Origin of the sequence: Lactobacillus agrestimuris (assembly GCF_943193025.1) — a bacterium.
GTDB classification, from domain to species: Bacteria; Bacillota; Bacilli; order Lactobacillales; family Lactobacillaceae; genus Lactobacillus; species Lactobacillus agrestimuris.
In genome coordinates this window covers 46,331-62,668 of the sequence record NZ_CALPCQ010000008.1, presented here as the reverse complement: position 1 = coordinate 62,668, position 16,338 = coordinate 46,331, and the positions used below count along the sequence as shown (strand labels likewise).

The following is a 16,338-nucleotide window of genomic DNA, read 5'->3' as shown; positions in this document are numbered from 1 at the left end:
GAATTAATTCTTTAAATTATTAGTTGAAATGTATGAAGATAATACATTCTTAAGGTCGCTATCCTTGATTGAAATATCAGCACGCTTCAATACAGTAGAGATAACACTTCTCATAGTTTCTTGATCTTGAGCCATTGATGCGTAAATTTGATTATCGATAGCCTTCTTGTGTTCTTTGAAAGTACCCTTGGCTGGGTGGTCAATCATTTTAATTACGTGGTAACCAGATTGTGACTTAACTGGAGTTTCAGTGATTTCACCAGTCTTAAGCTTGAATGAAGCTTTCTTGAATGATGAATCTAAAGTGGTATCAGTTGAATCGAATGCTGGTAACTTACCGGCATCGTTCTTAGTAGAAGTATCAAGTGAGTACTTCTTAGCCAAACTAGCAAAACTCTTACCAGCCTTTAATTGCTTAATAATATTATTAGCAGTAGACTTCTTTGCAACTAAGATATGTTGAACTTTAACCTTAGGTTGGTAATTCTTCCAAGCTGATTCTTCTTGCTTCTTAGAAATCTTCTTAATATCCTTCAAAGCTGCTTCTGAAAGAAGGTTAGTCTTGATGTTTTGCTTGAAAGTTGATTGAGTCATACCATTTTGTTGCAAAACAGCACTAAATTGTGAACCGTATTGTTTCTTGTAATTGTTGAATTGCTTGTCAACTTCCTTTTGAGAAACTTTACTACCGTATTGTTCTTCAAGTGCACGATTAATGATCATGTTTGCTAAAGTTGATTGACCAGCTTGAGACTTCTTCATTTCATCGTAATATTGTTGTTGAGTAATCTTACCACCTTTGTAAGAAACAACTGTTGCATTATTGCCATTTGAACAAGCTGCAAGTGATACAGCAACTCCGGCTACAGCAAGTGCTGCGGCTGCTTTTTTCATATAACTCTTCATAAATTAAATTCTCCACATCCTTAATAAATTAAGTAACTGTCAATTAATATAACATAATTTTACTTGAAAGTTTTTCAAATTTTCAGAATTCACAGAAAAATCAAATTTTCTTTATTCTTTCTTAGTATCATTTTCAAACTTTTTGCTAATTTCTTCAGCGTCAGCTTGTAAATTTTTAATAGTTCTTTCTGTGTGAATTTGGTAGGTATTTACATCTTCGCTAATACCTTCGATTGCTTTTTCAGCTTCAGGTAAAGCAGCATTTAAATCTTGACTGGCTTTTTTTGCCTTGTTTAAACCGTCAACAAGATTGACTGACGCTTTTTGAAATTCATCAATATCTTCTTTAAGTGGTTTGCCTAAGCGATTACCGTTTTCATCTTTTAAAAGAGAAAGGGCAAAACCAGCAGCGGTGCCGATAATTACACCTAAACCGAAACGTTTCATATTAACTCCTTAAAATTGTTTCTTTATTTTGTCAGCAACTTCTTGATACTTGGCTTCATCATAGTTATCTGCATTATTGCGAGTCATAAGCTTGAGGCCATCACCTTCAAAACGAGGAATAAAGTGAATGTGTGAATGCATAACTACCTGACCGGCAACTTCACCATTATTAGTAGTAATGTTCATTCCTGTTACATTAGGGAAAGCTTTTTTAATTGCATTAGCGATTTCAGGGATGTATTGCAAATATTTTTTTGCATCTTCATTAGTGTAATCAAAAAGGTTTACGACATGTTTCTTTGGAATCATTAAAGTGTGACCAGGGTTTACTTGTGAGATGTCAAGAAATGCCTTAACATCATCATTTTCAAAAACAGTATAACTAGGGATTTCACCGCGAATAATCTTGCAAAATAGGCAATCTTCAACTAAATTTTCGTTTTTCATCAAAAAACCTCACATTCTAGTTCTTTAGTTCATTATAATATTCATGCTATCATAATAATGATAAATTACTGTAAAAAAGGTAGGAAAAATGAGTTTAAAAATTGAACATTTAACTGGAGGCTATACTGGCGTTCCAGTAATTAAAGATATCAACCTTAAAATAAAACCAGGTGAAGCCCTTGGATTAATTGGACTGAATGGTGCAGGTAAATCAACAACTATTAAACATATTTTGGGTTTACTTAGACCACAAAAGGGGAGCATTAGTTTGAATGATATTCCTCTACTTATGCGGCCAACTGAATTTAAAAAGCAAGTCGCATATATTCCAGAAACTCCGGTTTTATATCCAGAATTAACGCTTAAAGAGCATTTAGAGCTTACAATGCTAAGTTATGGCCTTGATGAAAATAAAGCCTGGAATAGAGCACACGAGCTTTTAAAAATGTTTAGATTAGACGACAAGCTTGATTGGCTTCCGATTCACTTTTCTAAAGGTATGAGACAAAAAGTGATGATTGTGTCCGCATTTTTGGCAGATACTAGTTTGCTTGTGATTGATGAACCTTTTACTGGACTTGATCCATTAGCTGTTGCCAACTTAATTGATTTGATTAAGGAAGCAATTAAAAATCAAAAAATGGTATTGATGACTACCCACGTTTTAGCTGATGCCCAACTTGCAATTTCTAACTATGCTGTTTTAAATAATGGAACGATTGAAATCATTGGCGATTTAGCTGAAATTAGAAGTCATTACGGCCTAGCTCCAGATGATCCTTTTGATAAGTTATATCTAGCTTTGAATAGAGAGGATAATGGCAATGCGTAATTTAGCTAAAAAGAGGCTAAATGAGAATTTAAAGCAATCAGTAAAGTATTTAACGCTGGTCTTTAATGATTTCTTTATCTTAGCCTTAATCTTCTTGTTTGGTGCTTTGATGTTTTGGTATGCTCAGGCAATGAAAACTATGCCCAGCAATCTGGTTTTCTATAAACCGTTAATCGCGGTGATTTTATGGTTACCGCTTCTTGTTGGAAGATTAGTTACTCTAATTCAAGAGGCTGATATGCAGTTTTTGTTTACACAAGATGAAAATATGGGGCAGTATCTCAGACCAATGTTTAATTATAGTTTGGTTGTGCCTTGTATTCTTGAAATCTTGCTTGCCGGGATCATCTTTCCATTTGCGACAATCAAGGCTGGATACAATGCAGCTCAATATGTGTTGATTGTGATTTCAATGTTGCTTATTAAATATGGCATGCTTGAGGTTGAACAGAAAAATTTGTATTTTGGTTCTCATGTCAGTCATCTTGCGACTTCAATTATTGCTTTAGTGGTTGCATTTCTTTGTATTTACATGCCACTGATTGGCTTTGTTTTTACAGTTTTATGGACGGTGTTCATGGAACCTGGTTTTAACAAGAAGCCAAAAATCTTTGATTGGCGATACGCTGTTGAAAGTGAAAAGGCCAGAAAAGATCGGATCTATTCTATCTTTAGTATGTTTACTGATGTTGCTGAAAAACAGGTGACTATTAAGAGAAGAAAATATCTAGATTTTCTTTTACCAAAATCATTGGTTAAGGAAAATCCAAATTTATTTTTATATCGTCGTTCACTTCTTAGAAATCCAGAATATTTAAATTTATTTGTTAGAATGACAATTTTTGCAATTTTGATTTCTTGGATTGTACAAGATACTTGGTGGGCATTAGGATTATCTGCATTGGTGATTTTCCTGACGGTTTACCAATTGTTACCGATGGCTAGTGAATTTGATTCAAATATTATGTATCGAGTTTATCCGATTGTTACAGAAAAGCGATCAAAAGATTTGATCAAAGTCTTGAACTTAGCTTTAATTTTGCAATGGTTCTTGATTTCAGTCTTTTGGTTAATTGTTTTGCCAATCAATTTCAACCTTTTGATTGCAGTTGCAGTACTTTTTATATTTACAATGATGACAAATTATGGTTATTTACCTTATAAAGTAAATAATAAAAATATCAGATAAGGAATTAAATAAATGAGATTAAGAAACAAACCTTGGGCTGTAAAGCTTGTAGATGAACATCCAGAAAGTGTGCTTCAAAATCCAAATCCTGAAGTAAAAATTGATTGGGCGGCTCGTTTTGGCAACGATCACCCAATTAGAATCGAAGTTGGTTCTGGTAAGGGTGGATTTATCACAACTTTGGCTAGAAACAATCCTGACATTAACTTTGTAGCGCTCGAACTTCAAACAACCGCTGCAGGAATTATCTTACGTACTAAACTTGAAGAAGGGTTAGATAATTTACAAATTTTGCGTGGAGATGCCGCTGATATTGATTGCTTCTTTGATGCAAATACTACTGATACAATTTATCTTAACTTCAGTGATCCATGGCCAAAGTCACGTCATGAAAAGCGTCGTTTGACTTATAAGTCATTTCTTGAAAAGTACAAGACAGTGTTAAAAGAAGACGGACATATCGAATTTAAGACTGATAATGCCGGACTTTATTCATATTCTGTTCAAAGTATGAATAATTTTGGGATGCACTTTGACTTTGTCAGTGTAGATTTACACCATGAAAAACCTGAAATTGTTGAAAAAAATGTAGAAACTGAGTATGAACAAAAATTTGCGGCTAAGGGTAATCCAATTTATGCCTTGCATGCAGATTTTAGATAGCCAAACTACTTGCAATTTTCTTGCTCCTTAATTAAAATACTTGTAAATAGTAAGTAATTATAGAGGTGGACAAAAAATGGAAAAGATCAAAGAATTAGATCATGAAGGTTTAGAAAAGATTATTAAGGATGGACGCGTTGTCCTAGAATTTTCTGCGGATTGGTGCCCAGACTGCCGCTTCTTAGATCCTTTTATGCCAGAGATCGAAAAGGATTTTCCAAATGCAAAATTCTATAATATTGACCGCGATGGTTCAATTGATATTGCAAAAGAATTAATGATTATGGGAATTCCTTCATTTGTTGTCTACCAAGATGGACAAGAAATTGGTAGACTAGTAAATAAGGACCGTAAAACAAAAGAACAAGTAGAAAATTTCTTGCGGTCACTTGACTAAAGAGGAGACAAAAAGAAATGATCACTAGCATTAATAAACAAGCTTATCCAAATACTTTAATTGTTATCTTGGCACAAGGTAAGGGTCAAAGTAAGTTTGAAGAAAAAGACGGTGTCACTCGCGTAACTGACGAAGATGGTAACGTAACTGGTTTTAATATCTTTGATGTTGATAAGATAATTGATTACGATAAGTTGCCTAACGGACAAGTTAAGCTTAATGATGAAGAACTTAATGCTTTGAACAAGAAGCTTGCAGATGCAGGCTTTGACGACAAGCTTGAATATGGCAAGCCAACTTTGGTATATGGTTATGTTAAGACTTGTGAATCACACCCAGATTCAGATCACCTTCACGTAACAACTGTTGAAGTTGGTGACGGTGAAGAACACCAAATCGTTTGTGGTGCACCAAATATTGCTCAAGGACAAAAAGTTGTTGTAGCTTTACCAGGTACTTTGATGCCAAATGGCCAACAAATTTGGCCAGGTGAACTTCGCGGTGTTGATTCATACGGTATGATTTGTTCAGCTCGCGAACTCGGTTTGCCACATGCACCTCAAAAGCGTGGTATTATGGTTGTTCCAGATGATTTCCAAGTTGGGGACGAATTTGAACCAACTAAATGCGATGAATTGATCGTTAGCGGAAAAATCACTTTATAATAAAATTGAGTCTCGAAATGAGACTCTTTTTTTGCCCAAAAATGGTAAAATGATAAGCGAGTATTTTGCGATATTTTGGAGAAAATTATTATGTTAGATAAAAATAAACAAATTTGGTTCATTGGTATCAAAGGTACAGGTATGGCTGCCTTAGCCTTAGTCTTACATGACCTTGGTTATAAAGTTGCCGGAAGTGATATTGAGAAGTACACTTTCACTCAAGTACCACTTGAAAAAGCTGGTATTGAAGTTAAAAACTTTAGTGCAAATAATATCAAGAGTAATGATGAACAAGTAATTGTTAAAGGTAATGCATTTAAGCAAGATAATGTTGAAGTTGCTGCTTGTATGGATAAAGGTGTTGAATGGCAATCATATCCAGATACTGTTGAAGAAATTGTGCAAATGCACACTAGTATCGGTGTTGCCGGAACTCACGGTAAGACTTCAACTACTAGTCTTTTAGCTCACGTTCTTGGTGAAATTGCACCAACTTCATATCTTATCGGTGATGGTCGCGGTAAGGGAGTTGAAGGGTCACGCTTTTTTGTCTACGAAGCAGATGAATACCGTCGTCACTTTTTAGCATATCACCCAGATTATCAAATCATGACCAACATTGACTTTGATCACCCTGATTACTTTAAGGATCAAGATGATTACACCAGCGCATTCCAAACCGCTGCTGATCAAACTAAGAAGGGACTCTTTGTTTGGGGCGATGATAAGCGTCTTCAAAGCCTTAAAACAGATATTCCTAAATACACTTATGGTTTCAGTGATACAGATGATTTTCAAGCTGTTAAGATTGAAAAGACAACAACTGGTTCAAGTTTTAATGTTGTAACTCATGGTGAGGATTTAGGTAGATTTGAAATTCCATTATTTGGTGATCACAGTATTTTAAATGCTACAGCCGTAATTGCGGTCGCATATACTGAAAAAGTACCAATGGAAGATATTAAGAAGGGACTTTTGACATTTAAGGGTGCCAAGAGAAGATTCAGTGAAAAAGACTTTGGCGATATTGCAGTTATCGATGACTATGCACACCACCCAACTGAAATGAAGGCTACAATTCAAGCAGCTCGTCAGAAGTTCCCAGATAAAGAATTGGTTGTTGTTTTCCAACCTCATACATTCTCTAGAACTAAGAAATATCAAAAGGACTTTGAAGAAATTTTGCGTGGGGTAGATAAAGCATATATCACTCCAATCTATGCTTCAGCTCGTGAAGCAAATGGTGATATCTCTAGTGAAGACTTAACTGCTAATATTCCTGATTCAGAAGTAATCGACCTCGATAATATTGCAGATTTGACTAAGCATAAGAATGCCGTTGTTGTATTCATGGGAGCTGGAGATATCCCTAAGTATGAAGATGCATACGAAAAGTTACTTTAATTAACAATTTTATCTTATAAGGATGCCAAGAGTTTCTTGGTGTCCTTATTTTTGCTTTTATATTAAGAAACTGAAACCATAGATTAAAACTGGTAAAATAGTTAATAGAGAAATTTTCAATTGAAAAAATAGAGGAGATATTATGGCACAAAAGAAATTACTTTTAATTGACGGAAATTCAGTGGCCTTTCGTGCCTTTTATGCGTTATACCGTCAACTTGATCGCTTTACTAGTCCAGACGGTTTGCATACCAATGCAATTTATACTTTTAAGAACATGCTTGACGAAATTTTAAAGCAAGTCAAGCCAACTAATATCTTGGTAGCTTTTGATGCAGGTAAAGTTACATTTAGAACGAAGATGTACCAAGATTACAAGGGAGGTCGCCAAAAAACTCCAAGTGAGCTTCTTGAACAAATGCCAATTATCAAGGAATTACTTGCCGATTTAGGAATTAAAAGTTATGAATTAAAGAATTATGAAGCAGATGACATTATTGGTACTTTATCAAAAATGGGTGAAGAGGCCGGATATGATGTTGATATCGTAACCGGGGATCGTGACCTAACTCAACTTGCTTCAGATAAGGTTACAGTTTTAATCACTAAAAACGGTGTTGGTGACACAGAAGCTTATACTCCAGAACACATGAAAGAAGTAAATGGTGTTACACCAACTGAATTCATTGATATGAAGGCTTTGATGGGTGATAGTTCAGATAACTATCCTGGCGTTACTAAGGTTGGACCAAAGACTGCTTCCAAACTTATTCAAAAGTATGGTTCAGTTGAAGGGCTGTATGAGCACGTTGATGAAATGAAGAAGTCCAAACTTAAGGAAAATCTGATTAATGATAAGGATAAGGCCTTCTTAGCTAAAAAGTTAGCAACAATTGATCGTGATTCACCAGTAGAAGTAACTTTAGCTGATACTAAGATTAAAGACGTTGACTATGAAAAACTAAGAACTTTATATGAAAAGCTAGGTTTTAAGAAGTTTTTAGCCCAACTTGATCAAGATCCAGATGCTGAAGAAGAAAGTACTGGAACAGAAAATTATAAATATATTGAATTAACTACAGATAATTTAGCCGATCTTGAAAATCTTTCAACTAAAGAAATTGCCTTTTATTTAGAAATGTTAGGTGATAATTATCATCTTGCGCCATTTGTCGGCTTTAGTCTTAAGGTTAATGACAAGGTTTATGTTTCTAAAGATTTAGCACTTTTAAATGAGCAACCTTTAAGGGGAATTCTTGAAAATAAGACAATCAAAAAGAATGTTTTTGATCTTAAGCGTACTTTCGTTGGGATGCACCGACTTGATGTTGAAGTAGGTGGAATCGACTACGATATGCTTCTTGCATCTTATCTTGTAAATAACGAAAACAATCCTAATGATGTTGGTGAAGTTGCTCACCTTTATGATGATTACTCAGTTAAGACCGATATTGAAGTTTATGGAAAAGGTAAAAAGCAAGCTATTCCAGAAGATGAAGAATTGTATCGCCATTTAGCTGCTAAAGTTAGTGTTATTGATAAATTAAAGCCAGAACTTTTGAAGAAGTTGAAAGATCATGAACAAGATGACTTATATGACGCAATTGAAATTCCGGTAGCTTTTGTATTGGCAAAAATGGAAATCACCGGTATGAAGGTTCTTCCAAGTACACTTAAGCAACTTGAAAATGACTTTGCAGTTCGTTTAACTGAACTTGAAAATAAGATTTATCGACAAGCTGGAGAAGAATTTAACATTAATTCGCCTAAGCAATTGGGACATATTTTATTTGAAAAGTTAAATCTCCCACCAATTAAGAAAACTAAAACAGGTTACTCTACTTCTGTAGAAGTTTTAGATAAATTAAAGACGCAAAGTCCAATTGTTAGCGAGATTCTTGACTATCGTCAAATTGCTAAGATTCAATCAACTTACGTTAAAGGGCTTCTTGATGTAATTCAATCAGATGGTCGTGTTCATACTCGTTATCTCCAAACACTTACAGCAACAGGAAGATTATCATCTGTTGATCCAAACTTACAAAATATCCCTACCAGAACCGAAGAAGGCAAGCAGATTCGTAAGGCATTTGTACCAACTGAATCAGATGGCTATATTTTCTCATGTGATTACTCACAAATTGAGCTACGTGTTCTTGCGCATGTTTCAGGTGATAAGAATATGCAAGAAGCATTTAGGACTGGTTACGATATTCACTCACATACTGCAATGAGAATTTTTAATTTAGATTCACCAGATGAAGTAACTCCACTTATGCGTCGACACGCTAAGGCTGTTAACTTTGGAATCGTTTATGGGATTTCTGATTATGGTTTGGCCAAAAATCTTGGCATTTCAAGAAAGCAGGCCAAGGAATTTATTGACAATTACTTTGAACAATATCCAGAAATTAGAACATATATGGATAAGGCAGTTAAAGAAGCGCGTGAAAAAGGCTATGCAGAAACTATTATGCATAGAAGAAGATATCTTCCAGATATTCACGCTAAGAACTTCAATGTAAGATCATTTGCCGAAAGAACAGCGATTAATTCACCAATTCAAGGTTCAGCTGCTGATATTATCAAGATTGCGATGATTAATATGCAAAAGAAGCTTGATGAGATGCATTTGAAGTCTAAGATGGTCTTGCAAGTACACGATGAATTAATTTTTGATGTACCAAAAGATGAATTGGAAACAATGAAAAAGATCGTTCCGGAAGTAATGCAATCAGCAGTTAAATTGGATGTTCCGTTAGTTGCCGATTCAGGTTGGGGTCATACTTGGTACGATGCAAAGTAGGTGATTAGATGCCAGAAATGCCAGAGGTTGAAACAGTAAGACGAAGTTTAATCCCTTTAGTTAAAGGAAAAATAATTAAAAAAGTTACTCTATGGTATCCAAATATTGTAACTGGCGACCGTGATAAATTTGTTTCCGAATTAAAAGGAAAAAAAATCATTGATGTTGACCGTTACGCCAAATTTTTGCTGATTCGATTGAGTGATAACTTAACTATTGTTTCTCATTTAAGAATGGAAGGTAAGTATCATTTAGTTTTGAGTGATGCACCAAAGGATAAGCACGACCATGTCGAGTTTGAATTTACTGATGGAACAGCTCTAAGGTATAATGACGTGAGGAAGTTTGGCCGTATGCAGCTAATTGATACAGGTACAGAGCGTCAAACAACTGGAATTGGGAAGTTGGGAGTTGAACCAAATTCCGCAGAGTTTACAGATCAATACTTCATTAGTGAACTTAAAAAGAAAAAGAAAAATATCAAAAATACTTTACTTGATCAGACTATAATTGCAGGTTTAGGCAATATTTATGTTGATGAAGTTTTATGGAAAAGTAAAATTCATCCGTTAAGTATTGCCAATAAAATTCCTGATGATAAAATTTCTGAATTAAGAAAAGTTATCAATAAAGAAATAAAACTGGCTATAGAAAAGCATGGTACAACTGTTCATACTTATTTAGATGCAAATGGGGAAGCTGGTGGCTTTCAAAATTATCTTGAAGTATATGGCCATGGTGGTGAAGAGTGTCCTGTCTGTGGCAATACCCTTGAAAAGATCAAAGTAAATGGCCGAGGTACCGTATTTTGTCCAACATGTCAGGTGATTTATAAATGACGTTAATTTTAGGCTTAACTGGCGGTATTGCTACTGGAAAAAGTACAGCTGATCATTTTTTAAAACAAAAAGGAATTCCCATTATCGATGCAGATCAAATAGCTCATGATTTATATCAAGTTGGAAAACCTGCATGGAAGGAGATTAAAGATCAATTTGGTCGAGAATATTTAAATTCTGATCAAACCATTAATCGAAAGAAACTGGGACAACTAGTTTTTAATGATCAAAATGAGTTAGAGCTTTTAAATAAGATAACTCATCCATTGGTTCATGAAGAAATTAATAGGCAAATCAAGCAAGAGATTTCAAAAAAGAGTAGACTAGTTATCTTAGATATTCCTCTATTATTTGAAAGTCATGCTGAAAAGATGTGTGATCAAGTTCTAGTAATTACTCTTCCAGAAAAGATGCAGATAACTCGCTTAATGGAAAGAAATAATTTGACTAAAGAGCAAGCAATAGCTAGAATTCATAGTCAAATGCCATTATCAGAAAAAGAAGTGAAAGCTACATATGTTATTTCTAATAGTGGTACAGTAAATGATTTATATGAAAAGTTAGATAATTTATTAAATAAGATCGAAGCCGAGGTTTAATTATGGAATGCCCAAATTGTCATCAAAATGCTTCACGAGTAATTGATTCACGTCCAAGTGATGAAAATCGTGCAATTAGACGTCGTAGAGAATGTGAAAATTGTGGTTTTCGTTTTACAACTTTTGAAAGAGTAGAAACCGCACCTCTATTAGTTATAAAAAATGATGGAACTCGTGAACCATTTAGTCGGAAAAAGATTATGCACGGAGTCATGGCCGCTGGTCAAAAACGTCCAATTTCTAGTGAACAATTTGAACGCTTAGTTGATGATGTTGAAAATAAAATTAGAAAACAAGGCGTGAGCGAAATTTCATCCAAAAAGATTGGTCAATTTGTCATGGATGACTTAGCCGAAATTGATGATGTTGCATATATTCGTTTTGCTTCTATTTATCGTGAATTTAAGGATATGTCTAGTTTTATGAAGACAATGGAAGATATGATGGCTAAAAGAGAGAAGGGTAATAATTAATGTTTGAGATAACGGATCCCAAACAACCTTTTTCTGTATCTAATCGAGTAGAAATTTTTCCGCAAGATTTAGAAATTTTGATTAAGCTATATCAGCCGTTAGTTGGAGCAACTGGAATAGCTTTATACCAAACTTTAATTCAAGATTTTGATCCTACTGCAATTCTATCTGATTCAAAGGGAATATATTCTCTTCAAGAGCAAATTGATTGTGGATTAAAAGATTTATCTGCATCTTTACATAAGCTAGAAGGAGTGGGCCTGGTTAAAACTTATTTAGTTGAAAATACAGTCAACCAAATTGTTGTTTTTCAACTTTTGAAGGTTCCAAGTGCAAAGGAGTTTTTTGCAACTCCTCTTCTTGCTAGTTTGTTGAAAGAAAAAGTTGGTATTGGTGAATTTCATGATCTTAGTCATTATTTTGCAAAGAAGGCCAAACAAAATCAAAAGCCATTTAGAAATGCAAAAGATGTCTCAGCCTCCTTTTTAGATGTATTTCGTTTGCCAGGGGATGAGGCAATTAGTCCATCAATGGATGTTCAAAATGCTGCTGTAGAGAATAACATTCAAGATGTTGCACAAGCTAAGATTAATGAAAACGATAATGTCGACTGGGACTTTATGAAAGATCAATTTGAAATGTATCAAATCTCCCCTAAAGAAGTTGAACAGAATAAAAATCAAATTCTTGGTTTGATGCAGATCTATGGCCTGAATGAGCAGGAATTTATTAACGAAACTTTACCAAGTCTTCATGGAAAAAATGAACTTGATATTCGTGAAATTGAACGTTTAATTGCTGATAATTATCGTTCGGATAAGACGCGTCAGAATATTCAGTCCAATTTGCAGAAAAATAAAGAACCAGTTAAGGTTCCTAATAATCTTTCTCAAGATAATCAGACTCTGTTAAAAAATGCGAACAGCTTGGCTCCAGCAGAATTTTTGTATCGCTTGAAAGAACGGAAGGGCGGCTTTGCAACAGCTGCAGAAAAGCAAATATTAAATAATTTAGGTAATCAATATGGCTTACCTTCAGATATGATTAATGTTTTGACTTATGCATGCTTACGTTATGATTCTGTTTTAACGCCAAGTTTAGCTTACAAGATTGCCAATGATTGGCTTCAGCATGGTGTGACTAATTCAGTGACAGCATTACAATATTTAGAGAAAAGAAATCAAGATGCTAAACGCCCCAAGCGCTATTACGGCAATACAAAACCTAAGCGAGTTGAACAAGGAACAGATTGGAGCAAGAAAAAGGCTAAGATTGACAATAAGGTTAACTCAGAAGATTTGAAGAATTTCTTCAAGAATTTAGAAGATCAAAGTGGAATGAAGTAGGTGATTAAATGGAATCGATTGGTGCGGTTATCAATAAAATTCTAAAAGATCGTAATTTAGGTGATAAGAATGAAATTATTACTGAAGTGTTAAACGATCCTAATGTACGCGAATTTTTATCAAAAAATCAGGCCAAAATTGATAAAAAAATGATTACCTCGAGTATTACCAACTTATTCGAATATCATATGCAGCTAATTTCTAAAAATAAGGTTATGGATGGCTATCAACCTGAATTGTTTATTAATGGAAATGTGATTGATGTTCGCTACCGTCCTACTGAAGAAAAGATAGATCGAGACCGTGAACTTTCAACTAAAAGACATTTAGAATTGATCGATCTTCCTGAAAGACTTCATGATGTTAAGCTAAGTGAAATTGACTTTAGTGATGAAAGAAAGTCTGTAATGGCAGATATTCAAACGTTCTTAGCTAAATACACAAAGAATCCACATCAGCAAGGTTTATATTTATCTGGTAATTTTGGTGTTGGTAAAACTTACATTTTAGCAGGTTTAGCTAATCAAATTGCTGCGATGGGCAAGCAAGTAATTTTCTTGCATGTTCCAACTTTTATTGCAGGTTTAACCAGTCACTTTGAAGATAATAGTCTGCAAAAAGAGATTCGCCGAGTTTCTGACTGTGATTTATTAATTTTAGATGATATTGGTGCAGAAAGCTTAAGTCAATGGTCACGTGATGATGTATTAGGGGTAATTTTGCAGGCAAGAATGGATAATTCTTTGCCAACTTTCTTCTCTTCAAATTTTGATTTTGAAAGATTGGAAGAACACTTTGCTGAAACTAGAAATGCAATTGATCCAGTTAAAGCAGCAAGACTGATGCAAAGAGTGCGATATCTTGCAAAAGAAGTTGTGGTATCAGGACCAAATAGAAGAGAATTTTAAAATTCTTCTTGCATCAATTTCAAGAGAGGGTATAATAGCAGTTAATGAAGGAGACATGATTCCTTTTAACTCAGAGAGAAAGATCTAGTTCTGGAAGTCTTTCATCAAAAGGAACCCCACCTTCTTCACCCAAATTATATTTGTCCATATTAGGTTAGATTCCGTTATAGATCTATTAAAGAGACTTAAATTATTAAATTAAACGAGTCTAAATTTGGGTGGAACCACGCTATTTAACGTCCCAGTGCTGTTGAGCACTGGGATTTTTTTGTTTTGGAGGTAACTTTTATGAGTTTTGCAATTACTTTGCCAGATGGCTCAAAAAAAGAATTTAAAGATAGTTTAACTGTTGCTGAAGTTGCACATAGTATTGCCACTTCACTTGGTAAGGCAGCAATTGCCGGTAAGGTTGACGGCGTTATTAAGCCACTTGATTATAAAATCGATAAGGATAGTGAAGTAGCAATCCTTACTGATAAGGATGAAGAAGCTGCTGATGTTTTACGTGCAACTGCTGCATTTATTTTTGAAGCTGTTGCAAAACGTAAATACCCAGAACTTAAGTTGGGTGACCATGTAGCTGACGATGGCGGCTTTTACGTAGATACTGATAAAGAAGACCAAATCAAGATTACTGAATTACCAGAACTTGAAAAGGCAATGCAAAAAGTTGTTAAGAATGGCGAAAAGATCGAACACGTTTTAATTGCTAAGTCAGAACTTGAAGAAGAATTCAAAGATGACGATTACAAGATGGCTCTTCTTGAAAAAGAAGGTGAAATGGTTGATGCCTACAAGCTTGGTGACTTTATTGACTTTGGCTTTGACGCATTGATGCTTAACACTGGTAAAGTTAAGCACTTTAAGCTTTTGTCAGTTGCTGGTGCTTACTGGATGGGTAAGTCATCAAACCCAATGCTTCAAAGAATTTTCGGTACAGCATTCTTTAAAGAAGTTGATTTAAAGGCTGATCTTAAGCGTCGTCAAGAAATTAAAGAACGTGACCACAGAACTATTGGCCGTGATCTTGATCTCTTCTTCGTTGATCCAAAAGTTGGTGCAGGTCTTCCATACTGGATGCCAAAGGGTGCAACCATTCGTCGTGTTGTAGAACGCTACATCGTTGATAAAGAAGTTGCCGATGGCTACGAACACGTATACACTCCAGTACTTATGAATGTTGATGCATACAAGACTTCAGGTCACTGGGCACACTACCGTGATGATATGTTCCCACCAATGGACATGGGTGACGGCGAAATGCTTGAACTTCGTCCAATGAATTGTCCTTCACATATCCAAATTTATAAGCACCACATTCGTTCATACCGTGAATTACCAATCCGTATCGCCGAACTTGGTATGATGCACAGATACGAAAAATCAGGTGCTTTGTCAGGTCTTCAACGTGTACGTGAAATGACTTTGAATGATGGTCACACTTTCGTTGCTCTTGATCAAATTCGTAAAGAATTTGCTAAGGTATTGAAGTTAATCATGGACGTATACAAGGACTTTGATATTACCGATTACTACTTCAGACTTTCATACCGTGATCCAAAGAACACCGACAAGTACTACGCAAATGACGAAATGTGGGAAACTTCACAATCAATGCTTAAGGCAGCCATGGATGATCTTGGTCTTGATTACGTTGAAGCAGAAGGTGAAGCAGCATTCTACGGTCCTAAGCTTGATATTCAAACTAAGACTGCTCTTGGAAATGATGAAACTATGTCAACTATCCAACTTGACTTCATGCTTCCAGAAAGATTCGGTTTGACTTACGTAGGTAAAGATGGTGAAGAACACCGTCCAGTTATGATTCACCGTGGTATTGTTGGTACTATGGAAAGATTCATTGCTTACCTTACTGAAATTTACAAGGGTGCCTTCCCAACTTGGCTTGCTCCAGTTCAAGCTAAGATTATCCCAGTTAACAATGAAGCTCATGGCGAATACGCTGAAAAGGTAAGAGCTGAACTTGCTAAGCGTGGATTTAGAGTTGAAGTTGATGATAGAAACGAAAAACTTGGTTACAAGATTCGTGAATCACAAACTCAAAAGGTACCATATACTTTAGTATTAGGTGATGAAGAAATGAAGTCAAATAACGTTAACGTACGTCGTTACGGTACTGACGAAGAAATATCTAAGAGTTTAGATGACTTTATCAATGAAATTGATTCTGATGTTAAGTCCTACTCACGTAAGAATAACTAAATGATAATTTAAATGATTAAAAGTAGTTCTCTGTCAGAGAACTACTTTTTTTGGTTGTATTTTGTTCAAACGCATATATTTTGCATTTAACTTTTAATATCGGTAAAATATAAGTTAGTGTAAATTAAATAAAATAGGGTTACTATAAATTAATACAATTGAACTAATTACACATCTTTATGTTTAAGCTGAAT

16 protein-coding genes are annotated in these 16,338 nt (G+C 34.9%); 13 read left to right on the top strand and 3 right to left on the bottom strand.

Translation table 11 applies throughout. The annotated features are described in order from the left end of the window. Positions 1-3: 3 nt before the first annotated feature. The 3 genes from NFR82_RS03770 to NFR82_RS03760 all read right to left on the bottom strand — a co-directional run bounded on the left by NFR82_RS03770 (position 4) and on the right by NFR82_RS03760 (position 1,800). Entirely contained in the window at positions 4-906 is a 903-nt protein-coding gene (locus NFR82_RS03770) for a peptidylprolyl isomerase PrsA (protein ID WP_251716959.1), read from the bottom strand. 111 nt (positions 907-1,017) lie between these two features. Further along, complete coding sequence (locus NFR82_RS03765) at positions 1,018-1,353, bottom strand: hypothetical protein (protein ID WP_251716958.1); 336 nt, start codon at positions 1,351-1,353, stop codon at positions 1,018-1,020. A gap of 9 nt (positions 1,354-1,362) precedes the next feature. Next, a complete protein-coding gene (locus NFR82_RS03760; protein ID WP_251716957.1) occupies positions 1,363-1,800 on the bottom strand; it encodes an HIT family protein in 438 nt (145 codons plus the stop codon). Positions 1,801-1,888: 88 nt separating this feature from the next. Between NFR82_RS03760 and NFR82_RS03755 the strand changes: the two genes are divergently transcribed. The 13 genes from NFR82_RS03755 to thrS all read left to right on the top strand — a co-directional run bounded on the left by NFR82_RS03755 (position 1,889) and on the right by thrS (position 16,144). Beyond that, positions 1,889-2,632 (top strand): ABC transporter ATP-binding protein, encoded by a 744-nt coding sequence (locus NFR82_RS03755; RefSeq protein WP_251716956.1) that lies wholly within the window; start codon positions 1,889-1,891, stop codon positions 2,630-2,632. Beyond that, a complete protein-coding gene (locus NFR82_RS03750; protein WP_338146993.1) occupies positions 2,625-3,821 on the top strand; it encodes an ABC transporter permease in 1,197 nt (398 codons plus the stop codon). Before NFR82_RS03755 ends, NFR82_RS03750 begins: the two co-directional genes overlap by 8 nt. Before the next feature lie 12 nt (positions 3,822-3,833). Next, positions 3,834-4,484, top strand: a complete 651-nt coding sequence (trmB, locus tag NFR82_RS03745) for a tRNA (guanosine(46)-N7)-methyltransferase TrmB (RefSeq protein WP_251716954.1) — start codon at positions 3,834-3,836, stop codon at positions 4,482-4,484. 76 nt (positions 4,485-4,560) lie between these two features. Further along, complete coding sequence (locus NFR82_RS03740; protein ID WP_251716953.1) at positions 4,561-4,881, top strand: thioredoxin family protein; 321 nt, start codon at positions 4,561-4,563, stop codon at positions 4,879-4,881. Between the two features lie 17 nt (positions 4,882-4,898). Next, positions 4,899-5,546 carry a YtpR family tRNA-binding protein gene (gene ytpR / locus NFR82_RS03735; RefSeq protein ID WP_251716952.1) on the top strand — a complete coding sequence of 216 codons (648 nt, stop codon included), beginning with the start codon at positions 4,899-4,901 and terminating at the stop codon, positions 5,544-5,546. A gap of 90 nt (positions 5,547-5,636) precedes the next feature. Continuing rightward, positions 5,637-6,950, top strand: coding sequence for a UDP-N-acetylmuramate--L-alanine ligase (gene murC, locus NFR82_RS03730; RefSeq protein WP_251716951.1), 1,314 nt, complete (start codon positions 5,637-5,639; stop codon positions 6,948-6,950). Between the two features lie 142 nt (positions 6,951-7,092). Continuing rightward, positions 7,093-9,756, top strand: coding sequence for a DNA polymerase I (polA, locus tag NFR82_RS03725; protein WP_251716950.1), 2,664 nt, complete (start codon positions 7,093-7,095; stop codon positions 9,754-9,756). Between the two features lie 8 nt (positions 9,757-9,764). Next, a complete protein-coding gene (gene mutM, locus NFR82_RS03720) occupies positions 9,765-10,595 on the top strand; it encodes a bifunctional DNA-formamidopyrimidine glycosylase/DNA-(apurinic or apyrimidinic site) lyase (RefSeq protein ID WP_251716949.1) in 831 nt (276 codons plus the stop codon). Next, positions 10,592-11,194: a dephospho-CoA kinase gene (coaE, locus tag NFR82_RS03715; RefSeq protein ID WP_251716948.1), complete on the top strand. Its 603-nt coding sequence runs from the start codon at positions 10,592-10,594 to the stop codon at positions 11,192-11,194. The genes mutM and coaE overlap by 4 nt, the downstream gene beginning before the upstream one ends. A gap of 2 nt (positions 11,195-11,196) precedes the next feature. After that, positions 11,197-11,667 carry a transcriptional regulator NrdR gene (nrdR, locus tag NFR82_RS03710; RefSeq protein WP_251716947.1) on the top strand — a complete coding sequence of 157 codons (471 nt, stop codon included), beginning with the start codon at positions 11,197-11,199 and terminating at the stop codon, positions 11,665-11,667. Further along, entirely contained in the window at positions 11,667-13,013 is a 1,347-nt protein-coding gene (locus tag NFR82_RS03705) for a DnaD domain protein (protein ID WP_251716946.1), read from the top strand. The genes nrdR and NFR82_RS03705 overlap by 1 nt, the downstream gene beginning before the upstream one ends. 8 nt (positions 13,014-13,021) lie before the next feature. Continuing rightward, positions 13,022-13,921: a primosomal protein DnaI gene (gene dnaI, locus NFR82_RS03700; RefSeq protein WP_251716945.1), complete on the top strand. Its 900-nt coding sequence runs from the start codon at positions 13,022-13,024 to the stop codon at positions 13,919-13,921. Between the two features lie 288 nt (positions 13,922-14,209). Next, positions 14,210-16,144, top strand: coding sequence for a threonine--tRNA ligase (thrS, locus tag NFR82_RS03695; protein WP_251716944.1), 1,935 nt, complete (start codon positions 14,210-14,212; stop codon positions 16,142-16,144). Positions 16,145-16,338 lie beyond the last annotated feature (194 nt).

Bases quoted from the DNA above. Each gene is read 5' to 3' on its own strand.
- NFR82_RS03770 (WP_251716959.1), bottom strand. From the start codon at position 906: ATGAAGAGTTATATGAAAAAAGCAGCCGCAGCACTTGCTGTAGCCGGA.
- NFR82_RS03765 (WP_251716958.1), bottom strand. From the start codon at position 1,353: ATGAAACGTTTCGGTTTAGGTGTAATTATCGGCACCGCTGCTGGTTTT.
- NFR82_RS03760 (WP_251716957.1), bottom strand. From the start codon at position 1,800: ATGAAAAACGAAAATTTAGTTGAAGATTGCCTATTTTGCAAGATTATT.
- NFR82_RS03755 (WP_251716956.1), top strand. From the start codon at position 1,889: ATGAGTTTAAAAATTGAACATTTAACTGGAGGCTATACTGGCGTTCCA.
- NFR82_RS03750 (WP_338146993.1), top strand. From the start codon at position 2,625: ATGCGTAATTTAGCTAAAAAGAGGCTAAATGAGAATTTAAAGCAATCA.
- trmB (WP_251716954.1), top strand. From the start codon at position 3,834: ATGAGATTAAGAAACAAACCTTGGGCTGTAAAGCTTGTAGATGAACAT.
- NFR82_RS03740 (WP_251716953.1), top strand. From the start codon at position 4,561: ATGGAAAAGATCAAAGAATTAGATCATGAAGGTTTAGAAAAGATTATT.
- ytpR (WP_251716952.1), top strand. From the start codon at position 4,899: ATGATCACTAGCATTAATAAACAAGCTTATCCAAATACTTTAATTGTT.
- murC (WP_251716951.1), top strand. From the start codon at position 5,637: ATGTTAGATAAAAATAAACAAATTTGGTTCATTGGTATCAAAGGTACA.
- polA (WP_251716950.1), top strand. From the start codon at position 7,093: ATGGCACAAAAGAAATTACTTTTAATTGACGGAAATTCAGTGGCCTTT.
- mutM (WP_251716949.1), top strand. From the start codon at position 9,765: ATGCCAGAAATGCCAGAGGTTGAAACAGTAAGACGAAGTTTAATCCCT.
- coaE (WP_251716948.1), top strand. From the start codon at position 10,592: ATGACGTTAATTTTAGGCTTAACTGGCGGTATTGCTACTGGAAAAAGT.
- nrdR (WP_251716947.1), top strand. From the start codon at position 11,197: ATGGAATGCCCAAATTGTCATCAAAATGCTTCACGAGTAATTGATTCA.
- NFR82_RS03705 (WP_251716946.1), top strand. From the start codon at position 11,667: ATGTTTGAGATAACGGATCCCAAACAACCTTTTTCTGTATCTAATCGA.
- dnaI (WP_251716945.1), top strand. From the start codon at position 13,022: ATGGAATCGATTGGTGCGGTTATCAATAAAATTCTAAAAGATCGTAAT.
- thrS (WP_251716944.1), top strand. From the start codon at position 14,210: ATGAGTTTTGCAATTACTTTGCCAGATGGCTCAAAAAAAGAATTTAAA.